At 59.9% G+C, this 18,907-nt stretch carries 20 protein-coding genes and 2 pseudogenes; 8 read left to right on the top strand and 14 right to left on the bottom strand.

The window, feature by feature from the left end; translation table 11 throughout:
• Window positions 1-175 precede the first annotated feature (175 nt).
• Together MVA47_RS10815 and MVA47_RS10810 are read right to left on the bottom strand one after the other, a co-directional pair.
• Window positions 176-1,102 (bottom strand): hypothetical protein, encoded by a 927-nt coding sequence (locus MVA47_RS10815; protein WP_247207890.1) that lies wholly within the window; start codon window positions 1,100-1,102, stop codon window positions 176-178.
• A gap of 92 nt (window positions 1,103-1,194) precedes the next feature.
• Complete coding sequence (locus MVA47_RS10810; RefSeq protein ID WP_281504711.1) at window positions 1,195-1,656, bottom strand: very short patch repair endonuclease; 462 nt, start codon at window positions 1,654-1,656, stop codon at window positions 1,195-1,197.
• 268 nt (window positions 1,657-1,924) lie between these two features.
• On the opposite strand from MVA47_RS10810, the gene MVA47_RS10805 reads away from it, so the two are divergent.
• Window positions 1,925-2,398 (top strand): hypothetical protein, encoded by a 474-nt coding sequence (locus MVA47_RS10805; protein WP_247207889.1) that lies wholly within the window; start codon window positions 1,925-1,927, stop codon window positions 2,396-2,398.
• 175 nt (window positions 2,399-2,573) lie between these two features.
• Here MVA47_RS10805 and MVA47_RS10800 read toward each other — a convergent pair whose 3' ends face one another.
• The 6 genes and pseudogenes from MVA47_RS10800 to MVA47_RS10785 all read right to left on the bottom strand — a co-directional run bounded on the left by MVA47_RS10800 (window position 2,574) and on the right by MVA47_RS10785 (window position 6,933).
• A complete protein-coding gene (locus MVA47_RS10800) occupies window positions 2,574-3,527 on the bottom strand; it encodes a hypothetical protein (protein ID WP_247207888.1) in 954 nt (317 codons plus the stop codon).
• 286 nt (window positions 3,528-3,813) lie between these two features.
• Window positions 3,814-4,356 (bottom strand): hypothetical protein, encoded by a 543-nt coding sequence (locus tag MVA47_RS10795; protein WP_247207887.1) that lies wholly within the window; start codon window positions 4,354-4,356, stop codon window positions 3,814-3,816.
• 126 nt (window positions 4,357-4,482) lie between these two features.
• Window positions 4,483-4,581: pseudogene (locus MVA47_RS27255) on the bottom strand (DUF2510 domain-containing protein); the annotation flags it as partial.
• Window positions 4,582-4,649: 68 nt separating this feature from the next.
• Complete coding sequence (locus MVA47_RS10790; protein WP_247207886.1) at window positions 4,650-5,210, bottom strand: hypothetical protein; 561 nt, start codon at window positions 5,208-5,210, stop codon at window positions 4,650-4,652.
• Between the two features lie 66 nt (window positions 5,211-5,276).
• Window positions 5,277-5,399, bottom strand: a pseudogene (locus MVA47_RS27250) (DUF2510 domain-containing protein); the annotation flags it as partial.
• Window positions 5,400-5,688: 289 nt separating this feature from the next.
• On the bottom strand, window positions 5,689-6,933 hold the full coding sequence (locus MVA47_RS10785) for a hypothetical protein (RefSeq protein ID WP_247207885.1): 1,245 nt from the start codon (window positions 6,931-6,933) through the stop codon (window positions 5,689-5,691).
• Window positions 6,934-7,391: 458 nt separating this feature from the next.
• Between MVA47_RS10785 and MVA47_RS10780 the strand changes: the two genes are divergently transcribed.
• The gene (locus MVA47_RS10780) at window positions 7,392-7,841 is read left to right on the top strand and encodes a hypothetical protein (RefSeq protein ID WP_247210722.1); all 450 of its coding nucleotides are present in this window, start codon (window positions 7,392-7,394) and stop codon (window positions 7,839-7,841) included.
• Between the two features lie 462 nt (window positions 7,842-8,303).
• Here MVA47_RS10780 and MVA47_RS10775 read toward each other — a convergent pair whose 3' ends face one another.
• Window positions 8,304-8,465 carry a hypothetical protein gene (locus MVA47_RS10775; protein ID WP_247207884.1) on the bottom strand — a complete coding sequence of 54 codons (162 nt, stop codon included), beginning with the start codon at window positions 8,463-8,465 and terminating at the stop codon, window positions 8,304-8,306.
• Window positions 8,466-8,572: 107 nt separating this feature from the next.
• On the opposite strand from MVA47_RS10775, the gene MVA47_RS10770 reads away from it, so the two are divergent.
• The gene (locus MVA47_RS10770) at window positions 8,573-9,541 is read left to right on the top strand and encodes a DUF4268 domain-containing protein (protein ID WP_247207883.1); all 969 of its coding nucleotides are present in this window, start codon (window positions 8,573-8,575) and stop codon (window positions 9,539-9,541) included.
• Between the two features lie 322 nt (window positions 9,542-9,863).
• Here MVA47_RS10770 and MVA47_RS10765 read toward each other — a convergent pair whose 3' ends face one another.
• From MVA47_RS10765 to MVA47_RS10750, 4 genes are all read right to left on the bottom strand, one after another.
• On the bottom strand, window positions 9,864-10,520 hold the full coding sequence (locus MVA47_RS10765) for a DUF6642 family protein (protein WP_247207881.1): 657 nt from the start codon (window positions 10,518-10,520) through the stop codon (window positions 9,864-9,866).
• 654 nt (window positions 10,521-11,174) lie between these two features.
• Window positions 11,175-11,654 (bottom strand): HD domain-containing protein, encoded by a 480-nt coding sequence (locus MVA47_RS10760; RefSeq protein WP_247207879.1) that lies wholly within the window; start codon window positions 11,652-11,654, stop codon window positions 11,175-11,177.
• The gene (locus MVA47_RS10755) at window positions 11,647-12,717 is read right to left on the bottom strand and encodes a hypothetical protein (RefSeq protein WP_247207877.1); all 1,071 of its coding nucleotides are present in this window, start codon (window positions 12,715-12,717) and stop codon (window positions 11,647-11,649) included. Before MVA47_RS10755 ends, MVA47_RS10760 begins: the two co-directional genes overlap by 8 nt.
• 88 nt (window positions 12,718-12,805) lie before the next feature.
• On the bottom strand, window positions 12,806-13,258 hold the full coding sequence (locus MVA47_RS10750) for a hypothetical protein (protein ID WP_247207876.1): 453 nt from the start codon (window positions 13,256-13,258) through the stop codon (window positions 12,806-12,808).
• A 184-nt stretch (window positions 13,259-13,442) separates the two neighbouring features.
• Here MVA47_RS10750 and MVA47_RS10745 point away from each other — a divergent pair, with 184 nt between their 5' ends.
• Complete coding sequence (locus MVA47_RS10745; protein WP_247207874.1) at window positions 13,443-14,147, top strand: SIMPL domain-containing protein; 705 nt, start codon at window positions 13,443-13,445, stop codon at window positions 14,145-14,147.
• Between the two features lie 708 nt (window positions 14,148-14,855).
• Here the strand turns inward: MVA47_RS10745 and MVA47_RS10740 are convergent.
• Window positions 14,856-14,999: a hypothetical protein gene (locus tag MVA47_RS10740; RefSeq protein WP_247207873.1), complete on the bottom strand. Its 144-nt coding sequence runs from the start codon at window positions 14,997-14,999 to the stop codon at window positions 14,856-14,858.
• Window positions 15,000-16,001: 1,002 nt separating this feature from the next.
• Between MVA47_RS10740 and MVA47_RS10735 the strand changes: the two genes are divergently transcribed.
• The 4 genes from MVA47_RS10735 to MVA47_RS10720 all read left to right on the top strand — a co-directional run bounded on the left by MVA47_RS10735 (window position 16,002) and on the right by MVA47_RS10720 (window position 18,898).
• Window positions 16,002-16,325, top strand: a complete 324-nt coding sequence (locus MVA47_RS10735; RefSeq protein WP_247207871.1) for a hypothetical protein — start codon at window positions 16,002-16,004, stop codon at window positions 16,323-16,325.
• A gap of 8 nt (window positions 16,326-16,333) precedes the next feature.
• A complete protein-coding gene (locus MVA47_RS10730; protein ID WP_247207870.1) occupies window positions 16,334-17,572 on the top strand; it encodes a hypothetical protein in 1,239 nt (412 codons plus the stop codon).
• A 388-nt stretch (window positions 17,573-17,960) separates the two neighbouring features.
• Window positions 17,961-18,383 (top strand): helix-turn-helix transcriptional regulator, encoded by a 423-nt coding sequence (locus MVA47_RS10725; protein WP_247207869.1) that lies wholly within the window; start codon window positions 17,961-17,963, stop codon window positions 18,381-18,383.
• Window positions 18,380-18,898, top strand: coding sequence for an SRPBCC family protein (locus tag MVA47_RS10720; RefSeq protein WP_247207867.1), 519 nt, complete (start codon window positions 18,380-18,382; stop codon window positions 18,896-18,898). The genes MVA47_RS10725 and MVA47_RS10720 overlap by 4 nt, the downstream gene beginning before the upstream one ends.
• The last annotated feature ends 9 nt before the right edge of the window (window positions 18,899-18,907 follow it).

Here is an 18,907-nt window from a genome sequence, read left to right as displayed (position 1 = left end):
GACTTCGATGATTCGGAGCCACTCGATGTATTACTACCCTCCCACACCGACAATGGGGCTCAGCGACACCTCAATTTCGCTCCAGCAGAGGCAATCTGGGCGCCACGACGTTCTTGTGGTCCGAACGATGGCTGTGCAAGTTGCTGGCGAACAGATAGCATCACTCGCCTCAAACTCAGGGCAGAATCTTGGATGAGCTGTCCAACAGGTCAGCCAGTGACCATCTGCTCGTCTTGAACGGATTGTTCCGCTTCGGCCGAGGTTTGTGCTCGAGGACGATGGGCTTGGGCTCAAGGACGAACACGCGCAGCTGTTCGTCTGCGACCAGGGTCCCGTTCAACCGATCCGCGAAGTAGCCCCTCATCCGTGCTCCGACAGCGGGATCCTCTTCGTCGATCCGAGCGATCTGTTCTTTCAGCTGGGCATCCGACACGTCATAGACCTTGAGGACGCGGTAGAGCTTCGGGATCGCGCCACCACCTCCCTGCCGCGGTGCCAGGAACAGGCAAATCGGCGCAGAGTAGTGCTGCGGAAACGCATGGACGAAGTGCTCCTCGATCGCCGTTGCAGTGCCGGCCGCCGGCACGCTGTAGACCTCTACCTCGAAGTGTTTCAGACTCATGCTCTCCCTCACATGCATTGCAAATTGATGTGCCAGCGTCGACTTCGATGCGCTGAGGATCTCTGTCAAGCGGGTCCAGGTGATCGATGCGATGCCCGCGGACACCGGCACCAGCTGCGCCTTGGTGAGCGTCAGCCCGACCTTTCGGTCGTCTTGCATGTCCAACTTGCCCTCGACGTCGACGTAACCAGCGAGTTGGTCCAGGACCGTGTCGTTCGCCTTGAGATCCGTGTGTTTGGCTTCAATGATGACCGTCAAGAGTCGGGCTCCGTCACGGAGGAAGCGAAGAACGAGATCCCGACGTGGACCAACGCCGGCGACCTGACGTTCTTCGGAGTCGACTGTCAGGTCCGTCGAAGTCCTCAACTCATCCAGATCGACGCCAACGCTGAGGGCGCCGTCCTTCAAAGGGGTCTTCTCGATCAGGTCGACAGCCAAGGACGGCGAGTCAGCCAAGACCGCAGCCAGGCCCTTCGTCATATCGAGCTCTCCCCGGCCAAGCGCCGTGAAGATCGACTGAGATCGTTGGTCCAGTCCGAGATGCCGGGACCTGTAGTAGTTGAGGCTACTTCTCACCTGTTCCCCTCGTTCCGCAAGCCCCTGAGAACTGCGACTATGGCGTCGGCGACGTCAGCCGGAGCTTGATGCTCCCAGAATCTGAGCACCGTCCACCCTCGATCGGCGAGAATCGCGTCCGTGCGCCGATCACGGGCAATGTTGCCGTCCAGCTTGACTGCCCACCACTCGGCGTTCGCGGCGGGCCGCGTCGCATGTTCGGGGCAGCCGTGCCAGAAGCATCCGTCGATGAAGATTGCGAGTTTCAGCCGACGCCAAGCAATGTCAGCCCTGGTTCGTAGATCTCGTTCGAGTTTGACATCGGTTCGGAACCGCACGCCCCTTGCGTGCAGCTCGCGGCGTACCTCAACCTCGGGTGCGGTGTTCTTTCTACGCTGACGACTCATCCGGCTACGAACGGATTCCGAAGATGCACGCGGCCGACCGGAGGCAAACCCGGGCGGTTGTTCGTCCTCCATCACCGGAGACTACGACAAACCTCTAGTCATCGATGAGCAAGAGGTGGCGGCGTCAAGACCCGGCGCATCCGAGCGGTTCTACAAGAGCACGCCCCACGTGCGCCAGGCGCGCGTGGAACCGGTCAGAGTCGCGCAATTTCAGGCGGTTTTCCTGGCCCCTGACCCCTTCGTTTCGAACTGAGGCGAACCTCCGTTGACACGACCTCAAATTCATTGCCCTCATTTGAACCGAGAGCGACACCACAACCGATCTGCGACGATGGGCTTCGTGACCAAGTCAGCCATGTCTGCAGAACAGCTCAGAAAGATCGTTGTTTCACTGTCCGAGCGTTGCCCCGTGACCGACGATTACGAGCGCCGTCACAATCTGGGCGCGTTTGGGGGGCACGTTTGGTATAAGAGTCAGAAAGAGCACGTCGAAGGCTGGCTAGGGCAATACAATTCTCCTGGTTTCTACAACCGCCAGAGCTTCGATCGCGACGCTCGGTTCTTCTACACCCACTTCAAGTGCGCTGCGGGACTCCTGTGGCTCGCCGAAGCGCTCGGCGAGGACCCGAAGACCGTCGGACGCGCCGTGTCAGCGGTCGAGGCCGCCGGCAAAAATCCCGCGTCGCAGTGTGGCGCGCTCAGACGAATCATTTCGTGGCAACGGATCGAGGAGTTGATAGAGGCCGGCTCGTATACCAAGACTTCCTCTGCACTTGGTCATTTCGCTCAGAAGTTGAGTCGCACGAAGAGCTGACCAACCGGCCGGCGAGTGATACGCAGACCAACTTCGTTGGTCGCACGCTCGACAGCGTTGTCGAACATGCCAGCGCCCGGGCAGCCAAGCTGGGGATACACGGCAACTTCGTTCAGGCGGAGAGAACGCCAGCTCGGACGCCAATGTCCTGGCGCAGTGGACCAACACTCAGTACTCAACAGAAGCGCGAGCGGCAGAAACCGCCCCCTCCTCCGCCACTGCCACCGCCCGTTCCCGGGACGTAGCCCGGAACGTTGTAGTTGTTGTTCGGATCGTCGTCGGTATCGGGAATCCCGTCAGGGCCGTAGATCCGCCGTTGTGACTCCTCCGCCTCACGCGCTATCTTTTCCCAACTCGCACGGCAGACGCCGGCCAAGCCAACGCGCTCGTCCCAAGCTTTGATGTCCGCGGCAGCAATCGGGTCGACATAAGGCTCCGACTGAACAGGAACGGAAGCGCGGACCGTCTCAATCTGTACTGACAGCGCCGGCGCATCCGGAGCTCGATCAAACCCGGGCATGAGCGATGCCGATCCCTGTGCGACAAGCTGTTCGTTTACGCTCGGCCCAAAAGCGGTGTCGGTAGCCATATTGCCCGGGGCCGCGAGATGAATGAAAGCTTCGTCGCCTAGCTCAGTGCTCGATGCTTTCTCTGCAGTTCTGACGACCGTGACATGTGAACCGACCGGCAACGCCTCGACCACCGCCTTACCCAGCGGTTCGGACATTGCGTAGCACTTGGCGGCCCCGATCAGCGCCAGCTCGAAATCCATCGACGTCTTCGCGGTGTCGTCTTCGTCTACCTCGAAGCCGACGGAAACCTCGCTAAACGAAATCGATTCGACAGTTCCGACCAAGATTTGCTTCGTATCCAATTCATCGAAGGTGTAGCCATCAGCCGCGCCAGGCGGTGGCGGCGACGTTGTAGAAGTATCAGACACTGTCGCCGCACCCGGCGTCTTGTTGTCGCTCGGTGAGTCGATGCAGCTTCCGATGATCGCAAATATCAGAACTCCGACGGCACCTACCGCGAACAGTCTCGGTTTTGTCCAGCGCTTTTGGGGCACCGGTGGTCGATTCCACTCGAACGATTGTCCCGACGGCTGGTACGGACCATGCGGGCCACTCATCTGGCAACCGACTGTGACACCTGCACGTTGATCAATTGTCTCGCGTCGGCAACGGAACTCAGACCCGTCGCTGCGGGCGGGATCTTCGCGGTCGATTCCCCGTGGCCTCGTGGGCACGCCATGTGTATCACGTGGAGATCGTCGCAGATTCAGCTCGCGCCGTTACCGATACGGTCAAGTCTTCAATCACACCCGGTACCGAGCCCGCTGTAAACTCGCCGGAGTCGTGGCGGGCCCAAAGTCAACCCGTGGGTACTTTCTTCGACCGACCCGCGACAGACGGTGATCATTCGACATCGATTGTGTAGCGCCACTCTCCGCCGTCGCGCATAACCGTCACCAGGAACACCGCAGCACTACCCGTGCCGGTCGAGGCCGTACAGCGTGCGACGTCGCCGTCTCCGTAATCTTTCGACACAGGGCATCGGATGGTGCTCACGACGACGGGAGATCCTGCAGCGGGGGCAAGATTACCTCGAAGCTCTGATTGCAGTGCGGATCCGGAAATGGTTGGGCGAGCGCCATCTTTGGTGTCTGCGATGCCGACGATCGCAACAAGCGCTGCCAAAACGATGGTGATCGTCAGCGTCGTTCTATACGTGGTACTCCTATTGCTCTGACCAAAATGTGTTGCATAGGTCGCAATCCTCAGCGCGGTCATTCTCGCAAGAAACCAAAGACCGAATAGTAGAGCCGGGGACAGCACGGCACCCACGTAATTTTCGGGTCTGCCCATACCGCCGAAGATCAAGGAGACGTTGTTGACAAATCCGGAGATCAGCAGACCAGAAGCAATCGCGACCAGCAGCGCGACAAGCAACCGCACCATCAATCGACCGCGATAGGAGTTCCGGTACGTGTTGAGGGTCGGCCACCTGCGTGCGGAAGGCGAGTTGAAGACCACGGCAGGCTGCGTCGGCATCTGAGGTGGCAGCATGTGGCCCTGGGGCGGGGAAACATGCTGAGTCCAGTTACACCCATCCCACCAACGTATTCCCGCGGACTGCGGGTCCGGATACCATCCCGGGGCAGCACTTGGCGGTTCGAACGTCATGGTGAAAGTAGCTCCCTTCTCAACACAATCCGCGACTTCTTGATTGAGGGCAGCCGTTCGTCCCGCCGTCAGGGCGACGGACTCCATTGCTGCACCGCGACCGTGATGTCCGTCAGGTTCGACGCGTCGCCGCTCTCGGCGAACTCGAATTGTGGTGTGAGGCAGCCATCCAAGTCCATTCGGCCCGCAGAGCCGGTTGCGTTGTTGACCACCGTTCCGTTGACGTCTGCGAGCGAGGCGACAACCGTCGCGTCGGGATTGAGGACCCGCCACCGCACCAGGAACCGCTGGTTGTCGCAGCCGTTCATCGTTGCCGGGAATTTCGTGAAGCCGGGACCTGGTACTGCTGTCTCCTGGCCCTTGAACGCGCGCGGGGTCGCGTCCCAGGTCTGCTGCAGCGCCCACTGCTCGAGACGTGTCGGAAACTCAGGTGGGTCACCAGTTTCGATCAAGTCGACCTGTTGGGATTCCGCCCAAGCCCTGCCTGGTAGCGGGTCGCGCGGTAATGGGTTGGCTGTTGCCGGGTTGTCGGCACCTGATGCGATTTCCCCGTCGTTGTCTGCGATCACAAAAGAGACCGCTATCAGCGCCCCGACGATCAAAACGATGACCGCCCCGATGATGGCCACGTACCGTCCCGCCCGACCACGCTGCGGACCCGTAGGCGGTCCGCGATAGCCAAGAGACGGGTTGGGCAAAGGTTGGGTATCGGACGTCCAGTGCTGACCATCCCACCAGCGCAATTCCGGTGAAGAGGGGCGGGATACCAGCCTGGCGATCGTTGATGTCGGGGCGGATGAGAGTCCAAACGGGATCACTCCTTCGTGTTGGTCTTTATTCGTGCCCGTCTCGCACGGCGTTACACATCGTGCCAACAGCTGCCTGAGTGCCTGAGGAATACACCGCCGAAAGGAGTTGGGCCGCACGGCCAGCAGCGGGCCACTACCCACTGTTGCCCATACGCCGGAGGCCTCTGTCGGCAGAAAGCACGCAATCTACGACAGCATCGCGGGGACGCTCACCGAGTCTGATTTTGCACGGCCAGAATGACACACAGACCCGTGAGAACCCGTTCACCGAGGCGCGTGACAGCACGAAAGGGCCCTCTCAGGTCGCCTGCTTGTCCTCAGCCTCAGTGACCACATCGCCGCTGGGCCCGCGTTGAAAGCGACCACCCAGGGACCGCATCCCCTTCTCTCCAAGCTTCACGCCAGTCCCCCACGTCCGTGAGATTTGGGTCCCGATCTCCGAGATGGTCTCCTGTACCGAGGGAACCTTGTGGTCCTCCCAGCCGAGAACCTGCATGCGCCGGGCAGCACCAAACGCGTCGAGGTCGTCCTGCAACGCCTTCACATCCTGCTTGAACTTGTCGATGCCGAAGAAGTGAACGCGGTCGAGCGGTGCGATCCGTCCATAGGTTTCCATCTCTTTCCCGATCGCGTTCCAGAGCTCGCCGTCACGCGCCACTTGCTCGCGGAGTACCTCGCGCACCGAGACCGCAACCGCTTCGCGATTGCGCGGATCGGTGTCAATCACCCTCCGCAGACGCAGCTGCTGCCACAGAAAAAGTGACTGCTCCGCGATAACCAGCAGTTGCAGAGCCTCACCAATCTTGTTGTCAGCGACCAACTTGTGAACCACGACGGCGCGGTCCTGTACAGAGTTGTCGGCATCGAGGGGGCGGACTTTCTGCGTGATGTATGCCCGCAAGCGTTCGATTCCGACTTCCAGGCCAGGGCCTAGGCCCGCTATCGATTCCCAGTCGGCCGTCGGCAATGAGTCGTTGCGTTTCACCTCGGAGTCGAGACGCTTCAGCACTCCGTGATTGCCGATGACGTCGCCGGCGACCTGTGCCTTCGCCAAGGCCAGTACCTCGTCGACCTTGTCTTCCACCCGCTCAACTGCCTCTTCGACCGAGGCGATCGCAGTCTTGAGCGCCATCTGCACCGCAAGCATTTGCACCGCCGCCACCTGCGACGGGCCGATGGGAACACGCTTCCAGGCCAGTTGTCCGCGAAACTGCTTCGCCGAATCAACGACCGTCATCCGGTTGTACCCGTTCCCCGCGGGAACGACGTTGTACTTCCTGAGATTCGCCATGCTGTTCGGGGAGAGCATCACGAACCGCCCTCGTTGCATGGCAATGTTGGCTACACCGGCAGCAGCCGCGCCAGCCGTTGCCACCCCAGCTGCGTCAAGACCGACATCCTTCGCTTCATCACCGGAGATGTCTCGAATCCTTCTGATGTACGAATCAACGACTTCGGGTGCGCCGACTACCAGGACCCCCTCCTCTTCGACGTTGACGGTCAGTTCGGTGGCCGCATCAATCGGCGTCAGCTCTTCGCTCATTCGCCTATCGTCTCAGAGGGTCCCGACACCGTCTCTGCAACAGACGAAATGCGCGGTCGGTTCAGGATGCGTAGCCAAAGTTTTTCGACTGACGAGTACATGCGGCGCAGGCTCACAACGCTGCTGACGAAGCGCGGCTCGAGTTGCGTTGCGAACCTTTCCCGCGAATGACCTGCGTGGAGCGGTCCACCTGGACTTAATGCTGACGCGTCCGCGTCGATCCGGGCGAGATGAAGCGTGAGGGTCGACGCGTCCCGAACGACCTGCCGCTGTCGGGCGCACCTGGTCGTTGGCGCCGTGCCCGCAACCCTCAGATGCATTCACGAGATTGCAGCGCAGGAGCACACCGGACGGGCACCGACCGATTCGGCGCAATCGAACTGCTGGTGTCACACCGTGCCGCGATAATCAGCGGTGTGACGGAGCAAGCAGCAACCAAGAAGATCCTGTACATCGACATGGACAACACCCTCGTCGACTTCAAGCACGGGATATCCCTCCTCAGCGAGGAGGATGCCGACACGTACAGAGATGCGTACGACGATGCACCCGGGATCTTCGGCACCATGATCCCGCTTGACGGCGCGATCGAGGCGTTCACGACGCTGTCGACGGTCTACGACACTTACATCCTGTCGACAGCACCCTGGAACAACCCCACTGCCTGGTCAGACAAGCTTGAGTGGGTTCAGAAGTACTTCGGCAAGGACGAGGGGACCCCGGCCTGGAAGCGGTTGATCTTGTCCCACCATAAGAACCTCAACCACGGGGACTACATTGTCGATGACCGAGACAAGAACGGCGTCAAGGACTTCAACGGGGAGCACGTCCACTTCGGCTCTGACAAGTTCCCTGACTGGCCGGCCGTGACCAGTTACCTCCTCGACAAAGCAGAAACGTCCGCGTAAGCGATCGGCACCCTCTTGTGACCCTCTTGCCGCCGTTAGTGTCGACATCGACTACCGCTGGCAGCATGTCGTGCCCTTCGAAGATGAGATTCGGAAAGCATTCGACAGACAGCCGCTAACGTTCCAGACGTCCCGTGTCCACAAAATCCGAGTGACTTTTTCCATGCCTGTTGAGAATGGATGAAGCCGGGGACGGAAGTCCAGTAACTGGCCGGGAGACTCGCAGAGGCCAGCTTTCCGGTCGTCGATGGATCATCTCGCGACTCGACCTTTGGCACGCCCAAGGAGCGCTTGACCAGTACGGTTAGACCGCGAAGCGAACGAAGGACGATTGCCCGGTCGAGCCCACCAATTGCTCGTAGAAGTTGTTGGTCAGCTGGATACAGTCACAGTGATCGAACTCCTCGACCTACCTGGCATACATTTAGAAGCTGACCGAGAAGCGTTGCAGCGGGGAGTATCTCACCACCACCCTGATGCCCTGGGACGGAGAAATGCGGGCGGTTCGACGAACACAGACATCGCAGAAACCCTGGGGACCGAATCCAGCCGCGCCCGTCCGTAGATCCGCAACGAGAAGGAGACCGCGATGGCAAACGCCGACTCGGAGTTGTCGGAACTCACGCGCGTGGTCTCCGACAAAGGCTTCAGGGGTGTCAGCTATTCACGTCGACTCGGCCGGCAGATTCGAAACCGTAGCTATTGGGCAAAAGTGGTGACAGGCTGGATATATGAGCTCACCCGTTACGCTTGGCAGGTTGGTACCGGTAAGTCCCGAAACCGTGTGGCCACACGAAGCACGTGACTTCACGCCTTGGCTGCTGCAGAATGCCGATGTCCTGGGCGACCTACTCGGGATGGACTTGATTCTGGAGATAGCCGAGCATCCGGTCGGTGGGTTCAGGCTGGACTTGAAGGGCCGCGACCAATCGAGCGGTGAAACTGTGATCGTGGAGAACCAGCTCCAGCCCTCCGATCACACTCACCTCGGTCAGCTGCTCACATACGCAGCGGGAACTGACCCCACGACAGTCGTTTGGATCGCCGCATCGATCCGTCCGGAACATCGGGCCGCGCTCGATTGGCTGAACACCCGAACAGACGAAGACACCCGGTTTTTCGGCGTTGAACTGGGAGTAGTCAGAATCGGCGACTCGCAGCCCGCACCTGCGTTTCGGCTGGTCGCCGAGCCAAACGACTGGGAGAAGACGGTCCGAGCTGCTACCAACCAAGCGGACGCCCTGTCAGGGAAACAACAATTATACCGCGAGTTCTGGACAAGGTGGCTGGGTCGCCTTCGTGCCGAACAACTCCACTGGTCAGGAGTCAATCGTCCCCCGAAAGACAATTGGTTAAGAGTTCCCACAGGCGTGTCGAATGCAACCTACTACACCACCTTCACAAAGCAAGGATTGTCGAGTGAGCTGGTGTTTGAGTCTGCAGACGCAGCAATCAACACCGCGCGACTGAATATCCTCCAAACACAGAAGGCATCGCTGGAAGCAGCTTACGGCAGCCCTCTCGAATGGCAAGCTATTCCGTCTCGCAAGTCAACGCGAATCGCGGATTACCTTCCCGGTGCAGATGTTGAGAATGCGGGCGAGTGGAATGACTACATCGATTGGCTTCTTGATCGTCAAATACGTCTTAGAAGAGCCATTTCATCGGTGGGCGGGGCGCCGGACGCGATCCCCTCCTAGGTTTCATCGGAACCCCTCAGCCAGGCAGGGGACAAAATGGCGGTTAACTACCTGAGATTTCAACTATCCGAGCGAGTGGCAAATCCCGATCGACCATCCCGTTCGAGACTCGCACCTTTGGACCGATCGGACTCTCGACCGTAGACTTGGCCAGCCGCCGGAAATACTACGACACCAATGAATAGAAAACACCGCATTCATCGCTGTGATTAGGCATACCTCGCAAAGCGCATATACATCTTCTTCGATGCATTAAACCCCACCGATCGCTCAATTCCCCAATTGATTATCTCCCGACGCGCGGTCGACGATAGGAGCCTCGTCAGCCCTTATGTGCGTCGTTCGCCGCCTGAACCGCGATCGTTCGGTCAGAAGACCACCGCGAGTGCGCCATTCGAAATCCGAGCTTATTTGTGAGGTCTGGGTACTCGCGAGTCAGCCAATCGTAAGCCGGTTTCATGTTTTTGGCCCACGCGAGCTTTTGTACGAGGAGGATCTCAAAGGCCGCGGCTTCAACCCAATCAACATCCCGAGTGAATCCCACGACAGCCCGAGCACTCGTCGTGCGACAGAATCGCTGAAGGACTTCGCCCTCAGCTTTCAACACACTGCACGATCCAAAATAGATGACCCTGCCTTCACAGCGGCCAGCGAGCATCTCTTCGAGCTCGGACAAAGCAAGTTCATCGTCGCCGATGTAGAGCGTTTCAGCACTACCATGAAAACCGAAATATCCAAATGTATAACCGCGCATCTGGGCCCCTAACCAACGCGCGAGGTAGTATTTCAATTCAGCTAGCGTCGCGACATCGCGATGAACCAAACGGATGGAGTCCTGCGCCTCCAACAGGCGGAGCGCTGGTTCGACGCTGATACGACTCTCCATCGATAGCTCCCAGTCTCCCTCTAAGCAAAATACCCCTGGAGCCTTGCTCATATAGTTGCCTACCCTTGCTGCCATTGAGATGCTGTCTTCCATAAAATCGACGCAACGGGCCGTTTCGTTACTGCTGCACCTAGCTCGCGCGAGGTGCACTCCGGTGAGGTGGTCGGAGCAGACCTGAGACCGTCCATATACTTTCAGAGTTGAGGATCGCCTCTGTCGAATCGCCATACTAATCACAGGGCCGAGTCAATCGATAAGAAAAAGCCTCTATCTCTACATGAACGACACCGTCGTCGACTTCGTGCATGGCATCTCCCTCCCTTCTGAGCCCAGAGGGCTTCGAGAGACATAGGTAGACGCGCGCAACTGCCGCCCAGGCATCTCCGGACCGATGAGCACGATCGAAGTGGCGGCCGAGGCCTAGGAGTCCTGTTCAAGGGTCGAAGGACATCCGCCCGACGGCGCCGTGGAACGGCGCCAGGGCCTGGCCGGACGAACATGAGCGTGGCTTCGGTCGAGACATGCGGCGCAGGACTCGCTTGACGACTCGGCGATGCTGATCTGCCAATCAACGGCGGCTTCGCACCGTGGTCGGACTACTACAAAGTGCAGGCCCGTTGAAACTTGTCGCGACCCGACAGAGGCAAGCTTTGTCAGCCGGCCCCTAGGCCGCAAGAACTGCCTGGACAAAACACCCCAGTTCCTCACCCTAGGACCGAAAGCAACGTAACGCCTCGGGCCTTTACCTCACATACGCTGTGCCAACCGTGTCGCGAGGTCCTCCCGACCCAACGCACGGTACGCCTTCGTGTACTTCGTGATCAGCTTGCGTTGCGTCGCCTCATCCAACAACCCCAATCGGGCTGGGTCGGTGTTGTCAGCGAGGTCTGCCAGCTTCACCTGCAGTGCCACAGGGTCTTTCGCAATAGCTTCGTAGTAGTCACCGTCCGGAACGTTACGACGTCGAGTGAGCAGCTCGACAGCTGCGATCACATTCGCAGGAATGCCGCGTTCCGCCAGGTCCTCCGGCGTCACATCCGAATCCTCGACGACATCATGCAGGAGCGCCGCAGCTACGGCGACGTCATCGCTCTGGTCCACCCGCCGTGCAACGGATCTCGGATGGTGAATGTACTCATTACCAAGCTTGTCAGTTTGGCCTGCGTGCGCCTCGACCGCTATGGCGTCCGCGATGGCGACGATGCCGGAACTCATGTCCTCATTCATGGTCAAACCCACCTCTGTTTTCCTTTTGTGACTGATTGACGATCCACCGGTCACGCGCCAGAACCGCGGTCTCCACGCGGTCACACAGATCTCGCAGTGGCACGTCCCGATTGTTTTTGATGAGCTCGCCCAGCGCGCGGTACTTCCTCACACTCGGACCGAACCGCCGGTTCAGATAGTCCCCCTCGTCGGCGTAGATCGAATAACCCAGCGGGACAACACCTGCCTCGCCGAACGTCAACAGACGCTCGGTCGCCCACCGACGTGGCCGCGTATACACCTGGTCGATGTATGCCCGAAGGATCGGGCGAAGCACCGACAACGTCTCCCCCAGCCCCTCGTCGCTGTGTTGGTACGTCGACGCACCACGGCCGAGAACCAGCAGGTACTGCACCGTCACCCAGTCCGCGTCCTCGGGACGAGCTGCCACCGAGCCCCGACCGAACAAGCAGGCACGAAGCGCCTGCAGCTGGTCGGCCGGCTCCATCATGCGAGCTCTAGCAGCCCGTGCAATCAGTCCGTCCTCCCGCTCTATCTGTGCGACCGCCTGCCAAGTCTTGGCTTCGCGATCGACTACTGCTTCCCGCGCGGACGTCCGGTAGCGCTCGATCAGCGCGATTTCCCGCGGACCGACATGTTCCTCCCGTGTCGAACCCGGTGGCGGCTCGGCGACGATCTCTCGACAAACCAGGTCGCTGCCACCAAGCTGAGTGACCGCCCGCAACAGGTCGATTCGACGAAGCTGGTCCACATCGAGTCGGGTTCGCAGCAACGTAATCCGACCTGAGGGCACATTCGGTCGCGACAGATACAGAGCCACTGACCCGGCCAAGTCTTCCGACCTCGCGTTCGCCGTCCACTTGCCCGGAATCTTCATCGCCGACTTGATCAACGCGTCGTCACGCCACAGGCAGTCCCACGCTTGCTGGTCAGTGAGTTCAGGCCGACGCACGAGGTCACACCATGGCTGAAGCAACGGGCTGGCCGTACCGACCATCCACTCGATCACCGGTTTGGGCAATGTGGTTGTCGCTCTGCACAGTGCGTGCATCAACTCTTCCACGGGCACTCCTCACAAACAGCAATCGAGCGGTGTGAAGCCCAGACACCGTCAACGACCCCAGACCGACACCACTACGGTGGCGGCAATCTCAGTCGGTCGGCGGGAGAAGCTCGTCCGGGTAGCGGTATTCCATACCGAGGTCATCGGTGGAGCGGGCACCGCCGTTGTCGCGGAACCAGGTGACGCAGACGTCGGCCAGGAGCTGCACGTCGCGACTGAAGATGTAGCCGTCGGTGCAGTCGTCGAAGTTGTCGTTGAACAGCCAGGTGTTCAACGGCAGCTTGTCGGAGGAAAAGTCCGCAATGAGCAAGTGCCCCAGCACCGATCGTGATCGCCGCAGCATCATCACTCCGTCTGCGAGCATCTGGATCTGGACGCACACAACATCGTCTTCGTCGTCGTCCGTGCCGTCATAGTCGACGTACCCACTCGGACCCATCTCGACGATGAAACCGACCGGTTTGTCGACGAGTGACTCAGCGAGCCATGACGCCATGTCGGACCAGTCATGAATGTCCGATGTTTGATCTGGCTCATCCATGCTGGGCCCCTCTCGATGTGCTGTCTGCTGACAACATAGCTCCAGGTACCGACAGAATCGGTGACAAACCAGCCGCTACCTGAGGCGTGCGGCACTCAATCGAATGTCGAGACGGCGCACTTACCGGTTCACGCACAGGTTCGAGTCGCAGAAGAATGTCCGACCCCGTTGACACACTCACTCCATGAGCACTCCCCCAGTCACGATCACCGTTCGCGGACATGCCAGGCGTCAGTTCGCCCCGAATCGCTGCACCGTTCGTGTGCGTGTGAGTGCCGACGGGTCGAGCCGCGCAGCAGCTGCCGACCGTGCAGATACGGCTGTCAGGGAGGTAACCGACATCGTCACAACCCTGCACGATCGGCCGGCCAGCCCTGTTTCTCGGTGGACATTTGACCAGGTCCAGCACAGCAGGCACCGACCGTATGATCGAGACGGCAAGAAGCGTGCTTGGCAGTACTACTCGTCCGCCACGATCACCGTGACCTTCGTCGAATTCGAGGCAATCGCGCCCTTTGTTGCGCAGGTTGCGGACGTCGAGTCAGTTACCGTCGGGCACCTGGACTGGTGGCTGATGCGGAAGGCGACGCTCAAGCGCACTGCCCGCGTCCGCGATCAAGCGGTACTCGACGCGCTGGCAAAGGCCAAGGGCTACACAGCAAGTTTGGGCTACAACACGTTTCATGCGGTGGCCATCGCTGATCCCGGAATGCTGGGTATCGTGGCGGCCGAGCCCCACCACGAGAGAATTATGGCAGCGCCACCCGCAGCAATGGGACTACCGGCCGACATGGGCGGTGAGGATCAACCTTCCCCGTCCCTACGGCCTGAGCGCATCAGTATTTCGGCGTCGGTCGAGGCTCGGTTCGAAGCCCTGATGCCTGACTAGCCGCTTGGACAGAAGCGGCATCTGCTATGACTCACGTTTCCGATGACGCCCCCACACTGCATACCGAACGATCGCGATGACCAGGCTGAACATCGGTACTGTGATGTAGCAGGTTCCGATGAAGATGACTGTGCCCCAAAGTATTCCCGCTCCCACCACGTTGACATAGTCGCCGAACCCATCCGGGTAGCTGACGCGGATCATTAGGATCACGAACGCAGCCACTGTGCCAAAAGCGCAGACAATGTACGTAGCTGGTATTGCCCACATCAACGACGATCCCCACAGGCGCCAGAAGGAGCGCCTCCTTGGCTGCAGCGTCATTTTCGATGCTCGACGAGTTTCAGCCGCGGTGGGTCAACATGGGACCGAAGCTCGATACTAGGCCGTGGCGACGTGCCCGGCTGCGATCCCGTAGGCAATCGACAATCTGTAGATCGTCCGATCCGGCTTTGGGTTTCGGGGTCAACAGAAAAATCCTTGAGTGGCCCCCACTCGAGAGTCGTCCAACCGCAGTTCGTCAGAGTGCTGGCCATCCCGTCTTGACTGTATGGCAGACGCCTGCCGACATGCTGCCTTCGTATGCCGACGTCGTCAGTAACCCGCTTCTCGATTGTCAACGTGCTCTCCACCAATCTGACGCACCCAACGTTGTCTCGGTTTCGTCCCTCATAGTCTTTCGCAGCGACCCATGGAGAAGGTCAACAGCTAGTCGGCGATCGACCAGGCAATCTTGGTCTTGTCCTTGACGCAGTCCGGGAAGGCAACCACACCGCGGTAATTTCCGCCGATGCGATCGGAAGCTTGGTAGCCGGGAGTCACTGCCGGGTTGCGTGTTGTATGTCTGTTCACATTCGATCAGAGTGTTCCCGCACGAGGTAGCGACGTTGAACGTCGGTTCCAGCGTCGCAACATCGACGTACTCGCCGACATACTCGCGCCATTCGGCCGTCGGCATCAAGAACTCCACACCTGAACATCCACCCTGCAGCGCAACAGCTGGATCGTCGGTGATGACGTCGGACGCGTTCGAAGGGATGTCGATGCCAAGTTGCTTCGTGATGTCCGCTGCCTGATCATCGCCCGGACGGAGGAGCCACCACATTGCTGCAACGAATGCCAGCAGAACGCAGGTGAGTAGAATCCCGAACTTGCCTGTGTACCAACGCCAAACCGCACGGATCGCACGCTGAATCTCACCGCTCATCGTGGATACCCGACGGCAAAGGTGTCCGATGATCCCGCGACGTCGAAGTTCCGAGCCCACCGCTCGTGGAGCGGATCGCCCCGGCCCGGGGACTGCTCGGGTGGTGAGCTATCCGTCGTATCCCCGATGTAGTAGTCGCAGACACTGCTCTGGTAGTGGGAATTCGATCTTCGGGCCCCAGTGCGGTCCGACATCCGACGATGCGACATACGTCGACCAAGCTGCAACACCAACTCTGGATCTACCCACACCATGCCCCCCGGCAGACGAAACGACTGTTCCCAACAGCCGATCCTAGTCGCAGTCGACTTACTGGCACACGCGGCCAACGTCAGTGAACAACCTGAGAATCTTCGGTGGCCCTGACGATGCCGTCCCTGAACCGGACCGCGGTGTACCCAATACACAGTCCGTGAAGACTAGTTCGCGGACGATTGCCGATCTTCCGACAGGAGGCACATGCGCGCAGACAAACGACCGAAGGCTCTATTAGACAACCACTCTCGGACGTCCGCGGAATGCCAGGCCGCACGTCCCTGCCGCGGACTACGCGCGAACCGCCGCAAGGAACCGGGACACGTCGACTGCTGGCACAGTGCCACCGCCACGCGCACTGCGGTTGTGGTGGCCCCTGTAAAGTTCACCCAATGGGGGAACTACTAGTACATTCGGCTGACTTACTTCACGCAGCGAAACAAGTTCGCACCTGGCACGACGACTGTGCGGCGGTGTTCGCGGACTCGCTGCAAGTAATCGGCGTGGCGACCGAACAGGGCTGGACTGGGAGCTCGAAAGAGTCGATGACCAGCCTGTCGGCTCGATGGCAAGGTAAACACCGCGCGTTGCTCAGCCAAGTTCTCGTGCACTCCCAGGGGTTTTCATCAGCGGCGCTTGAGTACACCGACACCGACGACGCTTCCAGCCATGCGATAGAGCTGGCGGCCACCAACACGTCGTCGCTGAATCTCTAAGACGTACTGTGGTCACCGTTGCAGACATAGACCGCTGGAACTCCGAGCAGGTAAGGGAAGTCTTTCACCGAACCCAGAAGCAGATCGCCGCGTGCGACACCATGGTCGCCCAGTTCACCAACTTGTCGGTCTTCGGACAATGGTCCGGCCAGACCGCCGAAGCGGCCAAAACATCAGTCAGCGGAACCATCCTGGATTTCACTGACCACAAGGAAGAGGCCGCGGTAATTGCAAACGCCGCGAAGGAAGCGGCCGACGATATCGACGCCGTCAAGCAGAAGCTTGCCGCCATCCGAACGGATGCCGCAGCGCAGTCGTTGACCGTTTCGCCAGATGGCCGGGTCGACGGGCCACTTCCGGCGAGTTTCGATTCGTGGGACAGTGCAGCCCAATCGAAGTATTACGCCATCAAGGCTCAGCTGCAGGAGCAGCTCGACGGCCTGTTGTTGTCCGCTGAGAACGTGGACAAGAATCTCGCGGCTGCGATCGACGGCGCCGACGGTGACTTACCCGTCAAGGATGTAGACCCACTAGACGGCACAAGTAGCATCGCGCGGAAGGCAAATCAGACGCAAGCATTCAATGATCAGTTCGGCCGCAACCCGGTGTCGGCCAACGATTGGCGAATGGCAGAGATGCTCGATACGAACACTTACCATCCAAAATATAAGGGGCTCGACTCTGCCGTTGTCGTGAAGACGATCGATAAAGTTCCAGGCGGCGGGCTGCAGCGAATCAACGCCTTCATTCCGCGCGATAATGTGCACAACATTCCCCATCTAAACCGTGGTGACGACCGCGGGTTCGATCCCGCAGCCGACGCCGAGGACAGCAGGGTCTCGATCTACGTTGATTACGACAACGGCGTCGTCGTGATGCGACAGAACCCCTCTATCGAAACCCACTCCGGTGCAGTTAAAGTCGACACACCAACCTTCGGCGTTGCTCAAGATGATGAGCGCGTTCAGGTTACGTTCGAGGCCTTGGACCCGTTTGCGCCATTTCATGATCAGAAGGTGGGCGACTACGTCGCCAGTACGTTAGGGGTGACTGTCCGTGGGACCTTGATCACCTCGCCTCTTGACGGCGCTCCCGAAGTCGAGGGTCAACTCTCGAATTATCCCGCGTGGGAGGTGTACAACGATAGCCCTTCAGGGGTGACCACTCCGATGTACCAATACATGCCCGCCAGAACCGACCCTTGGGGCCCACTGCGGCACTTGCCCGGCCACCACGAGGTGCCGTAAGTCATGAAAAGGTTGTTGCGGCCCTTTTCTTTTGGTCTGTTTGTTCTGTCGGTGCCGATCAGTTACGTCGCGTTTGTGTTCGGCCTTATCGTCCTGCTCATGCTCGTGGAGCGCACATTCTTTGACATATCCGATGGACTGTTCTACTTCAGCATCTTGTACGGACTGGGCTGCTACCTCTGGATACCAGGAACATGGTTGCTTCTGTCGATAGGAGGCCGGTTCCTCCTAAAGCGCAGGGCAAGAAGCCCGCAGCAGGAGTAGTTGAACGGCCACCCGGGGTGCGGACGCCACTGGCCGACGGTGCGACCAAGTGCGTATTCGACCCCGCGTGGTCCGTGCCAGTGGACCACTGGCATATTGGTAACTGATCGGTTACCATTATGTTGTGAGCGTGTTCGAGGCACTGGCCGATCCCGTGCGGCGCAGCATCCTGCTCACACTCGTCGGCGGCCCCACGCGGGTGGTCGATCTCTGTTCGAATCTGTCTGAGGCGCGGCCGATCTCACGTCCCGCGGTGAGCCGCCACCTACGGGTGCTCACAGAAGCCGGACTGGTGATTGCCGAAGACAGAGGACGTGAGCGGCACTACCGACTGGACGCACGGCCCATCGACGAAGTCCGTCGGTTCATCGACGAACTGACGTCCGCAGAGGAGATCCAGCCGGCGCCAAGTGCCAGCGAGGGTCGCCTGCCGATCCCCGAATCAGCCCTCGACGCTCTCGACACCGAGGTGCGCCGCACCGTCAAGCAACGTCGCAGCACACCGCGTCAAGCCCGATCCACCACCCACGACGAGGAGTCCGCATGACCATCACACCGACTGGATCGTTTACCCCGCGCGACGAGGGCGACGCAGTGGCGTTCGTCCGCACCTTCCGCGCCCCGATAGACGATGTGTGGGCAGCCGTCACCGAATCCGACCGGCTCGCACGGTGGATCGGCTTCTTCACCGGCGACCCTGAACAGGGCTACGTCGAGTTCACCATGAACGCCGAAGGCGACGACGTCACGCCCGCCCGCTACAACATCGAACGCTGCGAGCCACCACGAGTGCTGCGGGTGCGCACCACTGATGACTTCGGGACGTGGGACCTCATCGTCGAACTGTCAGAGGCCGACGGGGTCACAACCCTGACGCTGAGTCAAATCATCGACGACGCAACAACAATCGAGAACACCGGGCCAGGGTGGGAGTACTACCTCGACCGCTTGGTCGCCGCACTGACCGGTGCCGACCCGAGTGCCATCGACTTCGAAGACTACTACCCCGCCCAGCAGGAGTACTACCGAGGAATCCAGCGACAGGTGACCGGCGGGAACTAGTGCCCACGC

Source organism: Williamsia sp. DF01-3, from assembly GCF_023051145.1.
Classification (GTDB): Bacteria; Actinomycetota; Actinomycetes; order Mycobacteriales; family Mycobacteriaceae; genus Williamsia.
Note: the sequence above shows the minus strand (reverse complement) of the source record. Positions and strands in the feature narration are given on the sequence as shown.